Below are 13310 nucleotides of genomic sequence, written 5' to 3' on the forward strand. Positions count from 1 at the left end.
CGGCAATTCTCGCCCGTCGGCCAGCGGCATCGACGCGCGTCCGGTCGGCCAGATGGAGTCCTGCATTGATCCGAAGCCTTTTGTGCGGCGCCCTTGCGGGCATGGTGCTGGCAAGCTGTTCCGACACTGCCAACGGGCAAGCCGCAGTTTCCACGACTCCCTCGGTCGCTGTCCAGCGCGGCGAGGGATTGCCCTATGAAGTGTCCGACACCCAGGTGTGGGATGTCCCCGACCCTGTTTCGGGACGGGATTATCAGGTGTTTGTCGCGTTACCGCCGTCCTACGCCCAGGCGCCGGAGCGCCGTTATCCCGTGCTCTACGTCACCGATGCCGACTATGCCTTTCCTCTGATCAAGCAGATCGCCCGACGCCTGAACGTCGAGCGCCCTACGCTCGAAGAATTCATCCTCGTCGGCCTGTCCTACGCGAAGGGGGAGGGCGGCGCGCAAAGCCGGCGACGCGACTATACGCCGACGTCAAACGGGCCCAGCACCGCTCCCAAAGACGCGGTCCATGGACAATCGGTCGCCTACACCGCCTATGTCCGCGATCAGGTGCTGCCATTTGTTGCGGGACGATATCGGACCGATGAAGGACGCCGCCTTTTTCTCGGCCACTCCTATGGCGCGCTTCTGGGCAGCGAGATATTGTTCAGCCAGCCGCGTCTGTTTGACGGATATATCCTGGGCAGCCCGTCTTTCTGGTACGATCGCCACCATATGGCAGCACGCGAAAAAGCCTATGCCGCCAAGCACAAGGACTTGTCCGCGCGCGTCTACATGTACATCGGCGAATATGAGGAAATGCGGCCGGGCGATCCGCGCTATGCCAAGGACGTCAATATGGTGACCGACACCCGCAACATGGATCAGGCGCTGCGGTCGCGCAAATATCCGTCTTTGCGCATGGAGGTCGAGGTGCTGAACGGCGAAGATCATTTCACCGTCGCGCCGCGCGGCTTCACCCGCGGGTTGAAATATCTGCTGCCCGCCAAGGCGAAGTGACGGCCCGCGGGATCAGCTGCTTTTCCCCGCGTCCAGCGCATAGCCCGCCGACCGCACGGTGCGGATGATGTCGCTCGTCCCCGGCAGGTTGATCGCCTTGCGCAGCCGCCGGATATGAACGTCGACGGTGCGCAGTTCGATATCGCTGTCCTGGCCCCAGACACTGTCGAGCAGTTGCCCGCGCGAGAACACGCGACCGGGATGTTCCATGAAATGGCGCAGCAGACGAAACTCGGTCGGTCCCATGTTCACCGTCTGGCCGTTCCGGATCACCTTGTGCGCGACCGAATCGAGCTCGATGTCGGCATAGCTCAGCAATTCGCCCGCGAGCGCGGGACGCAGGCGGCGGAGCACCGCCGATACGCGCGCGACCAGCTCGCGCGGGCTGAATGGTTTGGTGACATAATCGTCGGCGCCGGTTTCGAGACCGCGGATGCGGTCCTCTTCCTCGCCGCGCGCGGTCAGCATGATGATAGGGACGTTGGCCGATTTCGGATTGCGGCGCAGGCGGCGGCACACTTCGATGCCGGGCAGGCTTTCGATCATCCAGTCGAGCAGGACGATGTCGGGGACGCGCTCCTCGACCAGCACCAGCGCCTGTTCGCCGTCGGGCGTTTGCCGGACCGAAAAACCCTCGCGTGCGAAATGCCAGACGATGAGTTCGGCGATCGCCTCGTCATCCTCGATCAGCAGCAGGTCGGGCTGCGGCATCAGCCTTGCTCCTTCTCCGCCGCGGCGCTTTCTTCGGGGGTTTCCCCGCGCTCGCGCTCCTCCATATGCTCGCCGGTGACGACATAATAGACCATCTCGGCGATGTTGGTCGCATGATCGCCCATGCGTTCCAGGTTCTTGGCGACGAACAGCAAGTGCGCGCTTTCCGAAATATATTTCGGATTCTCCATCATGAAAGTGACGAGCGTGCGAAAGATGCTGTTGTAGAAATCGTCGACATTCTTGTCGCGGACGGTGACCCGCACCGCGAGCTCGGCGTCGCGCGCCGCAAAGCTGTCGAGCGCGTCATGCACCAGTTCGGCGACATTCGACGACATCGACATCAGCAGCGGGATCGCCTCGATCGACCGTGTCTGGTCCATCAGCGCGACGCGCTTGGCGATGTTCTTGGCATAATCGCCGATGCGCTCGACGACCGACACGATCTTCAGCGCCGCGATCATTTCGCGCAGATCGTCGGCCATCGGCGCGCGAAGGGCGATCGTCTGCACCGCCAACTGCTCGACTTCGCTTTCCAGCGCGTCGATCTTCTTGTCGTCACGCACGACCTGCGCCGCGAGGTCGAGGTCGCCCTGTTTCAGCGCGGTCATCGCCTGCAGCAACGCCTGTTCGGCGCGGCCACCCATCTCGCTGATCAAGCCGCGCAGGCGGTTGAGGTCCTCGTCGAAGGCTTTGACCGTATGATCGTTCGTTAATGCCATCACTGTCGTCCTGTTGCGCTACGGATCAGCCGTAGCGGCCGGTGATATAGTCCTTGGTGCGTTCCTGCTTCGGGTTGGTGAAGATATCGGTGGTCTTGCCATATTCGACCAGCGTCCCGAGGTGGAAAAAGGCGGTGCGCTGCGACACGCGGGCCGCCTGTTGCATATTGTGGGTGACGATCACGATCGCATATTTGCCCCGCAGTTCGTGGATCAGCTCCTCGATCTTCGCCGTCGCGATCGGGTCGAGCGCCGAGCAGGGCTCGTCCATCAGGATCACTTCGGGGTCGACCGCGATCGCGCGCGCGATGCACAGGCGCTGCTGCTGACCGCCCGACAGCGCGGTGCCGCTTTCCTGGAGCCGGTCCTTGACCTCGTCCCAAAGGCCGGCGCGGACCAGCGCGCGTTCGACGATGACGTCGAGGTCGGCCTTTGAAGGCGCGAGGCCGTGGATGCGCGGACCGTAACCGACATTGTCATAGATCGACTTGGGAAAGGGGTTCGGTTTCTGGAACACCATGCCGACGCGTGCGCGTAGCTGCACGACGTCCATCGACGGCGCGTAGATGTCTTCGCCGTCCAGCTCGATGCGCCCCGTCACCTTCGCGCTGGCGACCGTATCGTTCATGCGGTTGAGCGAGCGCAGAAAGGTCGACTTGCCGCAGCCCGACGGGCCGATGAAGGCGGTGACGAGGTCGGTGCCGACGTCGATCGACACGTCGTTGATCGCCTGCTTCTCGCCATAAAAGACGTTGACGCCCTGCGCCCGCATCTTGGGGTCGGCGATGAAAAGATCGTCTTGGGTCATTCAGGTCACCAGCGTTTTTCGAATTTGTTGCGAAGATAGATCGCAAAGGCGTTCATCGACAGCAGCACGATAAGCAGCACGATGATCGCGGCGGAGGTTTTCTCGACAAAGCCGCGGTCGACTTCATCCGACCAGAGGAAGATCTGCATCGGCAGCACGGTCGAGGGCGAACAGATGCCGCCCGGCACGTCGCCGATAAAGGCGCGCATCCCGATCAGCAGCAGCGGCGCCGTCTCGCCCAGCGCGCGCGCCATGCCGATGATCGTGCCGGTCAGGATGCCGGGGAGGGCGAGCGGCAGGACGTGGTGGAACACGACCTGCACCGGGCTGGCGCCGACGCCCAGCGCCGCGTCGCGGATCGACGGCGGCACCGATTTGATCGCGTTGCGGCTCGCGATCACGATCACCGGCATCGTCATCAGCGCCAGGGTCAAGCCGCCGACGAGCGGGCTCGCCTGACAGATGCCGAACCAGTTGATGAACACCGCCAGCGCGAGCAAGCCAAAGATGATCGACGGCACCGCGGCGAGGTTGTTGATCGACACCTCGATCAAATCGGTCCAGCGGTTCTTCGCCGCATATTCCTCGAGATACAGCGCCGCGAGCACCCCGGTGGGGAAGGCGATCAGGAAGGCGATGAAGATCGTCAGCACCGATCCCTTGAGCGCCCCCCAGATGCCCGCGACCGCAGGATCGGTCGCATCGGCGTTGCGGAAGAACGGCCAGTGGATGCCGGTCGACAGCTTGCCGTCCTTCTCCAGCGCATCGACCCGCGCGCCCAGTTCGCCACGCGAACCTTCCTTCGCCATGATATCCACCGCGCTGGCGGCGGGCAGCTTGAACACCGTTTCACCGTCGAGCAGCGCCGGATCGTCCTTGATCGCGCTGCGCACTTCCTTCCACGCATTCTCGGAAATCAGCGCCGACCCGCCGTCGCCCAGCGCCTCGTCGGCGGCAAAGGCGACGATGTCGGCCAGCCCCGCATTGGCGATCACCTGGTCGGCGTCGGCATCGCCCAGCCGCGCCTTGTCGATCGTCAGCGGCATCGCCTTGAAATCGATCGGCACCGCGACATTGGTATAGGTGAAACCGCGCGCGCCGTTGCCAACCATCACGAACAGCAGGAACGCCAGGAACGCGCCCGACAGCAGCACCGCGCCCAGCCCGATGAACTTGAACCGGCGTTCGGCGGCATAGCGGCCCGCGATGCGTTTCTGCATCGCCGCGGCTTTCCAGTCGGTGGGGGCAGTTTCCCTATTCATAAGCTTCGCGATACTTTTTCACGATCCGCAGCGCGGCGATGTTGAGCAGCAGGGTGACGATGAACAGCACCAGCCCCAGCGCAAAGGCGGCGAGCGTCTTGGCGCTGTCGAATTCCTGGTCGCCGGTCAGCAGCTTGACGATCTGCGCGGTCACCGTGGTGACGCTGGCAAAGGGGTTGGCGGTCAGGTTCGCCGACAGGCCGGCGGCCATCACCACAATCATCGTCTCGCCGATCGCGCGGCTGACCGCGAGCAGGATGCCGCCCATCACGCCCGGAAGCGCGGCGGGGATCAGCACCTGGCGGATCGTCTCGTTCGGGGTCGCGCCCAGCGCCAGCGATCCGTCGCGCATCGCCTGCGGCACCGCGTTGATGCTGTCGTCGGCCATCGACGACACGAACGGGATGATCATCACCCCCATCACGATGCCCGCCGCCAGCGCGCTTTCGGTCGAGGCGTTGGGAATGCCCAGCATCACCGCAAATTCGCGCAGCGCCGGGGCGACGGTCAGCGCGGCGAAATAGCCATAGACGACGGTCGGCACCCCGGCCAGAATCTCCAGGATCGGCTTGACCCAGCGGCGCACGACCGGCGCGGCATATTGGGTCAGGTACACCGCGGTCATCATCCCGATCGGAATCGCGACGATCATCGCGATGATCGCGCCGATCAGCACCGTCCCCCAGAACAGCGGGATGCCGCCAAAGGTATCGGGCTGCGGCGCCCCGCTTTGCGGCGCCCACGTCGTGCCGAACAGCAGTTCGAGCGGCGACACCAGCTGGAAAAAGCGGATCGATTCAAAGAGTAGCGACAGCACGATGCCGAAGGTCGTCAGGATCGCGACGAGCGACGCCACCAGCAGCACCGCCATCACGATCCGCTCGACGCGCGTTCGCGCCCTGAAATCGGGCTTGATCCGGGTAAAGGCGTAAAGCCCGCCCGCCAGCGCCAGCGCCAGCATCGCGGCGATGCCGATCCACGCATATTTGTGCGCCGCCGCCGCATAGGGTTCGACCAGCGGCGCCGCGGCGGGCAGCCGCACCGCCTCCTGCTTGCCCTGCGCGACGCTGCGCGCATCGGACAGGATCGCCCCGCGCTCGAACCCGAATTCGGGCAAGTTCTCGGCCGCCGGGCTCGCCAGCACCTCGTTCGTGATCAGCCCCGGCGACACCGACGACCACACCGCCAGGAACAGCGCCGCGGGGGCGAACAGCCACAGCGCGACGTACCAGCCATGATATTGCGGCCGCGAATGCAGCTTGGTCCCCGATCGCCCCGCGAGCAGGTTCGACCGCTGCCGGCCGGCAATCCAGCCGATCAGCGCAAGGCCGGCGATCAGGAGCAACAGGGCGGCGGCGTTGAAGGTCACATGGTCCTCATCTTGCGGTGCGCCGCGGGTGCGCTGAAAAACCGTAGCCCTGAGCCTGTCGAAGGGCGCCTGTCGATCAGGCGCTTTCCTGCGAGGCGCCCTTCGACAAGCTCAGGGCTACGGTACATTTGCAACAGCCTTTGCACAGCGAGCGTGGCAATTTGGTGACGCGAAAAACCGGTGACCGGCGCAGGCCGCAACCCGCACCGGTCACCAGCGGGGGGAAACTTACTTCAGCTCGGCACCGTTCAGCGCGGTCATGCCGGTGCCGTTCGCCTTCGCCGTCGCCGCGACCGCGGCGGGCGACACGATCAGCCCCTTGGCATTCAGATAACCGCCTTCGCCCGCGCCTTTCAGGAACTCGGCGACATATTCGGCCAGCCCCGGAACGACGCCGACATGCGCCTTTTTGATATAGATATACAGCGGGCGCGACCCCGGATAGCTGCCGTCGGCGATCGCCGCATAGCTCGGCGCGACGCCCTGCACCGGCACGCCCTTGATCTTGCCCATGTTGGCATCAAGATAGCTGAAACCGAAAATGCCCAGGCTGGTCGGGTTCTTGTCGAGCTTCGAGATGATCAGGTTGTCATTCTCGCCCTGCTCGACATAATAGGGCGAACCGCGCAGCGTGGTGCAGGTCGCCTCGTGCTTGTCCTTGTCGCTGTCCTTCAACGCCTTCATTTGCGGGTTGGCGTCGCAACCCTTGGCCAGGATCAGCTCCTTGAACGCGTCGTACGTGCCGCTGGTCGACGGCGGGCCGAACACCGAAATCGCCACCGCGGGCAGCGCCGGGTTGACGTCTTTCCACGTCTTGGCGGTGTTGGGCTGGCCATAGGGGTTCGCGGCCAGCGCCTTATACACATCTTCTTCGGTCAGCTGGAACCCGGGGCCGCGCGTCGCTTCGCCCAGCGCGATGCCGTCGATGCCGATCTGCACTTCGACGATGTCCTTGACGCCGTTCGCGACGCAGGTGTCGAATTCGGCCTTCTTCATCCGGCGCGACGCGTTGGCGATGTCGGGGGTGTCGCCGCCGACGCCCGAACAGAAACGTTCAAAGCCGCCGCCGGTGCCGGTGCTGTCGATCTTCGGCGTCTTGTTGCCCGTCGCTTCGGCGAACTTCTCACCGACCGCGGTGGCAAAGGGATAGACCGTCGACGATCCGACCGCGCTGATATAATCGCGCGCGCCACCACCCGACGAAGCCTGATCCTGACAGGCGGAAAGCGCCAGCGCGCACACGGCGGCGCCAACGACGCCAAGGGTGCGGGGCGCGAATTTCTGAGCCATGGAAAATCCTGTTGATGGGGGTCGTTACCGAACCAAGCCACCACCCCCGCGGCGACTCGCTGAGCGCCATTTGGGGGTTTTGTGTGACGTGTTTGTGACAGCGAGTGTCATGGAAGTGTCATCACGAACCAGCTCTTGCATATTGCCGCTTGACTATAACTGCTTAGGTTTCACTATGGCAAAATACGCGTGGAGCGTTAGTCGGCGCTGGAAAATTACTATGCAAGGCGGACTCGCAAGGTCCGCCTGCCTTGCAACGATAGGTTCGTTTGCTCTGCAGCGATCCCCTGACTCACCAGTGCCGACGACGCCCCGCGTATACTGTCCCGCTTGTTCCTAACTCTGCATTGATATCGGGCTCATGGTACAACGATCCGACGATTCAGAACGAATGTAAAATGCCAAGCTTTGTAATGGGGTGGCGTGCGGCCCGAAAATTTTATCTTCGGTTTGGTCTAAACGAGATACGTGCGCCAAGTTACTATTCTATTACGAGCATGTACTGATACCGATTAGAACTTGTAGACACTTTTATTGATGATCCTCATAACCGGCCACGTCATCCTCACCCCCGAGCATCGCGAGCGCATGATCGCGCGCGGCGCCGCGCATAGCGCGCGGTCGCGCGGCGAGGCGGGGTGTCTGGCGCATAACTGCCATATCCCTCGACTTCGCTCGGGACAGTCGGACTAAAGTCGCCTCGTCTTTGTCGAGGAGTGGGCGGATATGGCCGCGGTGCGCGCCCACTTCGCGGTCCCCGCATCGGGCGCCTTCGTCGCCGAAATGCGCGCCCTCTCGCCGCAGCCGCCGGTGATGCGGGTTTTCTTGGGCGAAGATGTGACGGCGCGGGTGGTGGGATAAGGGGGTCTCACGCAAAGGCGCGAAGGCGCGAAGAAGAAAGAATTTATCTCACACAAAGACACAAAGAGGGCGGTTTGGGCAGGGGGGCTGTGGGCCTGTCCGGTGTATCATCATATGGCCGGACGAAGTCCGGCAAGACAATCAGCGACCTTCGATCATCATGCGATGCTGCCGTCCACGCCGCCCTCTTTGTGTCTTTGTGTGAGCCCTTCTTTCTTCCTTCTTCGCGCCTCTTCGCGACCCTCAGGGCAGGCTGGATCCGGGGCGCAGCATCGCGACCGGGCACCCCGATAGACACGCCGCGTGCGCGCTCGACTTCCCGTGTCTCGACTTCGCTCGACACGAACGGGAATGAGGGGGCGGCGTTACGAAGAAAAGGAGGCCGACGCCGCTACTTCAACATCGGCGCCAGATACTGCCCCGTAAAGCTCCGCGGGTTCTTCGCGACCTGCTCCGGCGTCCCCGCCGCGACAATCTCGCCGCCCTTCACCCCGCCTTCGGGGCCGAGGTCGAGGATATAATCGGCGGTCTTGATGACATCCAGATTATGCTCGATCACGATCACGCTGTTGCCCTGTTCGACCAGTTGCTGGAGCACTTCGAGCAGCTTGCGGACATCTTCGAAATGCAGGCCGGTGGTCGGTTCGTCGAGGATGTAGAGCGTCTGCCCGGTCGAGCGGCGCGACAATTCCTTGGCCAGCTTCACCCGCTGCGCCTCGCCGCCCGACAAGGTCGTCGCCTGCTGCCCGACCTTGATATAACCAAGCCCGACGCGGACCAGCATCGCCATTTTCTCGCGGATCGAGGGCACCGCCTTGAAGAACTCGGTCGCATCCTCGACCGTCATGTCGAGCACGTCGGCGATGCTGTGGCCCTTGAACTTCACCTCCAGCGTTTCGCGGTTGTAGCGTTTGCCGTGGCACGTCTCGCACGTCACATAGACGTCGGGCAGGAAGTGCATCTCGATCTTGATCAGTCCGTCGCCGGTGCAGGTTTCGCAGCGCCCGCCCTTGACGTTGAAGCTGAAGCGCCCCGGTTTGTACCCGCGCGCCTGGCTTTCGGGCAGCCCGGCGAACCAGTCGCGGATGATCGTGAAGGCGCCCGTATAAGTAGCGGGGTTGCTGCGCGGGGTGCGGCCGATCGGCGACTGGTCGATGTCGATCACCTTGTCGCAATGCTCCAGCCCCTTCAGGCTGTCGTGCGGCCCCGCGATCATCCGCGCGCCGTTGAGCACCCGCGCCGCGCTGGCATAGAGCGTGTCGATGATCAGGCTCGACTTGCCGCTGCCCGACAGGCCGGTGACGCAGGTGAAGGTGCCGAGCGGGATCTTCGCGGTCACATTGTTCAGGTTGTTGGCGCGCGCGCCCTTGAGCACCAGGTCGAAGCCATTGCCCTTGCGGCGGTGCTTCGGGATTTCGATGCGCTTGGTGCCGTTGAGATAGGCCGCGGTCAGGCTCTTCTCGCTCTTGAGCACCTCTTCGAGCGTGCCTTCGGCAACGATCTCGCCGCCGTGCAGCCCCGCGCCCGGTCCCATGTCGACGACATAATCGGCATGGCGGATCGCATCCTCGTCATGCTCGACAACAATCACCGTGTTGCCAAGGTCGCGGAGGCGTTTGAGCGTTGCGAGCAACCGGTCGTTGTCGCGCTGGTGAAGCCCGATACTGGGTTCGTCGAGGACGTAGAGCACGCCCGAGAGGCCCGAGCCGATTTGCGAGGCGAGGCGGATGCGCTGGCTCTCGCCGCCGCTGAGCGTGCCGCTGGTGCGGTTGAGGTTGAGGTAATCGAGCCCGACATTGTTGAGGAAGCCGAGGCGTTCGTTGATTTCCTTCAGGATCGCCTTGGCGATCTGGCGCTGGGTGTCGTTGAGCTTTTCCTCCAGCGTCCCGAACCATGCGAGCGCGTCGGCAACCGAGCGCTGCGCCGACATGCTGATGTCCTCACCCGCGATCTTCACCGCGAGCGGCTCGGGGCGCAGGCGGGCGCCATGGCACGTCTCGCACGGCTGCGGCGTCTGATATTTGCTCAGCTCCTCGCGCATCCACGCGCTTTCGGTCTGGAGCAGGCGGCGGTTGAGGTTGCCGATGACGCCCTCGAACGCCTTGTGCGTCGTATAGCTCCGCCGCCCGTCCTTGAAGGTCAGCTCGACGGGCTTGCCGCCGCTGCCGTAAAGGATGATCAGTTGCACCTCGCCGGCCAGATCCTGCCAGGGCGTCGTCAGGTCGAAGCCATAGGCTTTGCCGAGGCTTTCGAGCACCTGCATATAATAAGGCGAGGGCGGGTTCGATTTCGCCCACGGCACGACCGCGCCCTTCTTCAGGGATAGCGCATGATTGGGAACGACGAGGTCCGGGTCGAACTCCTGCCGCTCACCAAGCCCGTCGCACGCGGGGCAGGCGCCCTGCGGCGCGTTGAAGCTGAACAATCGCGGCTCGATCTCGGCGATCGTGAAGCCGCTGACCGGGCAGGAGAATTTCTCGCTAAAGATCAGGCGATTGGCCGGAATGCCTGCGCCCTTCATCGCACCGCCGCTGTCCTCGCCTTCGCGCCCCGGGACCGGCCCATCGGCTAGATCCACATAGGCGAGACCATCGGCGAGTTTCAGCGCGGTCTCGAAACTGTCGGCCAGCCGTGTGCCGAGCCCTTCGCGCACCGCGATGCGATCGACGACGACTTCGATGTCATGCTTGTACTTCTTGTCGAGCGCCGGCGCCTCACCAATCTCGTAAAACTCGCCGTCGATGCGGACGCGGGTGAAGCCGTCCTTCTGCCACTGCGCGAGTTCCTTCTTATACTCACCCTTGCGCCCGCGCACGACGGGCGCGAGCAGATAGGCGCGGGTGCCTTCGGGCAATTGCATCACGCGATCGACCATCTGGCTGACCGTTTGTGCGGCAATCGGCTCACCGGTGGTCGGCGAATAAGGCACCCCGACGCGCGCCCACAGCAGGCGCATATAGTCGTAGATTTCGGTCACCGTGGCGACGGTGGAGCGCGGGTTGCGCGACGTCGTCTTCTGCTCGATGCTGATCGCTGGCGACAGCCCGTCGATATGCTCGACATCGGGCTTTTGCATCATTTCCAGGAACTGGCGCGCGTAGGCGGAGAGCGATTCCACGTACCGCCGCTGCCCCTCGGCATAGATGGTGTCGAACGCGAGCGAGGATTTTCCGCTGCCCGACAGGCCGGTAATGACGACCAGCGCATCGCGCGGCAGATCGACGTCGACGCCCTTCAGATTATGTTCGCGCGCACCGCGCACCGAAATGTGGGTCAGACTCATAGGAGGGGTATGTTCCAGATTTGTTCTTGGGGCGCAAGGGGCGCGATGCCGGTAGATAGGGGCATCGATGCGCACCCACAATGGCGCAATCTGGTGCGAGGATGCGTCGAGCGAGCGCTTGTCCCGTCGGACCGAATGGGCTCGGGGTGGGTTGCTATCCGGACCGGTCGCAATTTTCCACCAACTCGCCGGGGCTTTCGACCAGCGGTGGGCGCGGCGGTTGATCTCGCGCCGGTGTAGCGAAAGAATGACCGGATAACGTCTGCAACGGTTTTTTTGCGCGGCACGACCGGCATCCAGCCGGACTTCGGGAAATCCCGGGACCCCTTTTCCGGGACCGGGCGGGGGCGGCGGCGTGCCGTCCCCGTACTCGATCGGTCGCGTTCGTGGCATGGGCGCTTTAATGCCAGTCATTGCCCCGCAATTTTCAGTTTCGGCGCGCGATCGGGAACGCAGTCCGCCGATGCGCGTTTGCAACGCCGGACAGTTCGACAGCAGGAGAAACAGGATGAGCAAGATGATGGCAGTCGCTGCGACGGCATTTTTCCTGGCATCGGCGGCGCCCGCGGTCGCGCTGCAGCATAGCGACACCGACACTCCGTCGCCCACGGCCGCGCAAAAAAAGCTGCCCGATGGCACGACGGCGGAGGAGCGCGCCAATACGGCGCGGCTCAATGCCGCGCAGTCAGCCCGGGCCCGCGCCGAAAATGTGACCTATGAGCAGGAAGTGTCCGCCGCCGCGCAGCAGGTTGCTCATGACCAGGCAGAGTTCGCCGAGGAAACCGCGGCCTATGAGGCGGAAAAGGCGCGGGTCGCCGCGATGTCGGCAGAAGAACGGATGCGCTGGGAAGCCGACGTTGCCGCGTGCAAAGCCGGCGATACCAGCCGCTGTGCGGCACCGATTCCGCAGCGACCGTAGCCGTCGCTATTCATCCCCGGTCTGGCGGGGCGTATCGTCGATGACTTGCAACCACCGTTCCGGAACTTCGGCGGGCGGCGCAGGGGGGTCGGCGTCCGGAAAGCGCCCGCCATAACGATAGTCATCGGTGGCCTCCGGCGGGTTGGCGTCGGCATCTACATACCCAAGCTCGCGGAACTCGTGCGTCATGCGCCGCTCGCGGTTGGCCCGCATACGTGCCGCAACGCCATAGCTGTCGGGGCAGCCAGGACAGGGCTCGGCGCTGCTTGCGGGCGGAACCGCGGCGTCGGGGTTGGCACTCAGGCTGGAAAAGGGGGTGGGCTCGGTCAACACGCCGGGTCGCAAGCCGCCGGTTGCCAGACTGCCCAATGCCAAGCCAAGGAAGACCCCGGCAAGCGCCAGCAGCAGCAAGCGCACCGCCTTGGCCGCCGTAGCATCCCGACTCGCGCGCGGTAACGATTTGCGTCGCCTCGCCATGCTGCACAAGGCCACGCCCGCAACATTGTTGCAAGTCCGTCGGCCATTCGTCGACGCATCAAGGTCTTTTGTCCGACCAGTCGATGGGGATTCCAGATCGGTCGAACCGCACATGAATTTTGGCTGCGGGTGGCGCATTTCAGCAGTGCGGGATGCGGAGCGCCGGTCTCCCCGGTCCGGTTCCTCGTATCCCGCATCATCCCCCAAAAAAGGACTCCCCCATGGCGAAACATTCTTTGATCCTGATCGGCGCATCGGTCGCCGGTGCAACTTTGGCAGTTCCAGCCGTCGCGGAAGAGCGCGACGACCTGCGCAGCGTCGTCGTCCGCTATCATGACCTCAACCTTGCCAGCGGCGAGGGCCGCGAACGCCTGAACACGCGCGTCAAGGTGGCGGTGCAACAGGTTTGCAACAGCCGTCCGAGCAGCCGGCCGACGCTGCTCGAACGCAGCCGGTCGCAGAAGTGCGAAGCGGAAACGATGGCAGAGGCCGAGGTCAAGCTGGCCGGCCTTTTGAACGGCGGCGGCGGCACCCAGCTCGCCGATCGCGGACAGCCCATAGTGATTTCTGCACCCTGACCGCCGTTCACCGGTCAGTCGAAGGC

Annotated in this window: 12 protein-coding genes; 4 read left to right on the top strand and 8 right to left on the bottom strand. The window is 63.9% G+C overall.

What is annotated here, in order from left to right; all coding sequences use genetic code 11:
• Positions 1–65 precede the first annotated feature (65 nt).
• Positions 66–1004, top strand: coding sequence for an alpha/beta hydrolase (locus tag IR187_RS00820; protein ID WP_228765429.1), 939 nt, complete (start codon positions 66–68; stop codon positions 1002–1004).
• Between the two features lie 12 nt (positions 1005–1016).
• On the opposite strand, the gene phoB is transcribed toward IR187_RS00820, so the two are convergent.
• From phoB to IR187_RS00850, 6 genes are all read right to left on the bottom strand, one after another.
• A complete protein-coding gene (phoB, locus tag IR187_RS00825; RefSeq protein WP_194952809.1) occupies positions 1017–1715 on the bottom strand; it encodes a phosphate regulon transcriptional regulator PhoB in 699 nt (232 codons plus the stop codon).
• Positions 1715–2437: a phosphate signaling complex protein PhoU gene (phoU, locus tag IR187_RS00830; protein WP_194952810.1), complete on the bottom strand. Its 723-nt coding sequence runs from the start codon at positions 2435–2437 to the stop codon at positions 1715–1717. Before phoU ends, phoB begins: the two co-directional genes overlap by 1 nt.
• 25 nt (positions 2438–2462) lie before the next feature.
• Entirely contained in the window at positions 2463–3245 is a 783-nt protein-coding gene (gene pstB, locus IR187_RS00835) for a phosphate ABC transporter ATP-binding protein PstB (protein WP_194952811.1), read from the bottom strand.
• Positions 3246–3250: 5 nt separating this feature from the next.
• On the bottom strand, positions 3251–4507 hold the full coding sequence (gene pstA / locus IR187_RS00840) for a phosphate ABC transporter permease PstA (RefSeq protein WP_194952812.1): 1257 nt from the start codon (positions 4505–4507) through the stop codon (positions 3251–3253).
• Positions 4500–5876 (bottom strand): phosphate ABC transporter permease subunit PstC, encoded by a 1377-nt coding sequence (gene pstC / locus IR187_RS00845; RefSeq protein ID WP_194952813.1) that lies wholly within the window; start codon positions 5874–5876, stop codon positions 4500–4502. Before pstC ends, pstA begins: the two co-directional genes overlap by 8 nt.
• Positions 5877–6104: 228 nt before the next feature.
• Complete coding sequence (locus IR187_RS00850) at positions 6105–7166, bottom strand: substrate-binding domain-containing protein (RefSeq protein WP_194952814.1); 1062 nt, start codon at positions 7164–7166, stop codon at positions 6105–6107.
• A gap of 726 nt (positions 7167–7892) precedes the next feature.
• Between IR187_RS00850 and IR187_RS16930 the strand changes: the two genes are divergently transcribed.
• The gene (locus IR187_RS16930) at positions 7893–8027 is read left to right on the top strand and encodes a hypothetical protein (protein WP_267463742.1); all 135 of its coding nucleotides are present in this window, start codon (positions 7893–7895) and stop codon (positions 8025–8027) included.
• Between the two features lie 391 nt (positions 8028–8418).
• On the opposite strand, the gene uvrA is transcribed toward IR187_RS16930, so the two are convergent.
• Positions 8419–11310, bottom strand: a complete 2892-nt coding sequence (gene uvrA, locus IR187_RS00860) for an excinuclease ABC subunit UvrA (RefSeq protein WP_194952815.1) — start codon at positions 11308–11310, stop codon at positions 8419–8421.
• A gap of 508 nt (positions 11311–11818) precedes the next feature.
• Between uvrA and IR187_RS00865 the strand changes: the two genes are divergently transcribed.
• Positions 11819–12229, top strand: coding sequence for a hypothetical protein (locus IR187_RS00865; RefSeq protein ID WP_194952816.1), 411 nt, complete (start codon positions 11819–11821; stop codon positions 12227–12229).
• A gap of 6 nt (positions 12230–12235) precedes the next feature.
• Here the strand turns inward: IR187_RS00865 and IR187_RS00870 are convergent, their stop codons facing one another.
• Positions 12236–12640, bottom strand: coding sequence for a hypothetical protein (locus IR187_RS00870; RefSeq protein ID WP_194952817.1), 405 nt, complete (start codon positions 12638–12640; stop codon positions 12236–12238).
• Positions 12641–12927: 287 nt separating this feature from the next.
• Here IR187_RS00870 and IR187_RS00875 point away from each other — a divergent pair, with 287 nt between their 5' ends.
• Positions 12928–13284, top strand: coding sequence for a UrcA family protein (locus tag IR187_RS00875; RefSeq protein ID WP_194952818.1), 357 nt, complete (start codon positions 12928–12930; stop codon positions 13282–13284).
• Positions 13285–13310: the final 26 nt, after the last annotated feature.

Origin of the sequence: Sphingopyxis solisilvae (genome assembly GCF_015475875.1) — a bacterium.
GTDB lineage: Bacteria > Pseudomonadota > Alphaproteobacteria > Sphingomonadales > Sphingomonadaceae > Sphingopyxis > Sphingopyxis solisilvae.

Excerpts from the sequence above, each read along its gene's own strand:
- phoB (WP_194952809.1), bottom strand. The coding sequence starts at position 1,715 with ATGCCGCAGCCCGACCTGCTGCTGATCGAGGATGACGAGGCGATCGCC.
- phoU (WP_194952810.1), bottom strand. The coding sequence starts at position 2,437 with ATGGCATTAACGAACGATCATACGGTCAAAGCCTTCGACGAGGACCTC.
- pstB (WP_194952811.1), bottom strand. The coding sequence starts at position 3,245 with ATGACCCAAGACGATCTTTTCATCGCCGACCCCAAGATGCGGGCGCAG.
- pstA (WP_194952812.1), bottom strand. The coding sequence starts at position 4,507 with ATGAATAGGGAAACTGCCCCCACCGACTGGAAAGCCGCGGCGATGCAG.
- IR187_RS00850 (WP_194952814.1), bottom strand. The coding sequence starts at position 7,166 with ATGGCTCAGAAATTCGCGCCCCGCACCCTTGGCGTCGTTGGCGCCGCC.
- IR187_RS16930 (WP_267463742.1), top strand. The coding sequence starts at position 7,893 with ATGGCCGCGGTGCGCGCCCACTTCGCGGTCCCCGCATCGGGCGCCTTC.
- uvrA (WP_194952815.1), bottom strand. The coding sequence starts at position 11,310 with ATGAGTCTGACCCACATTTCGGTGCGCGGTGCGCGCGAACATAATCTG.
- IR187_RS00865 (WP_194952816.1), top strand. The coding sequence starts at position 11,819 with ATGAGCAAGATGATGGCAGTCGCTGCGACGGCATTTTTCCTGGCATCG.
- IR187_RS00875 (WP_194952818.1), top strand. The coding sequence starts at position 12,928 with ATGGCGAAACATTCTTTGATCCTGATCGGCGCATCGGTCGCCGGTGCA.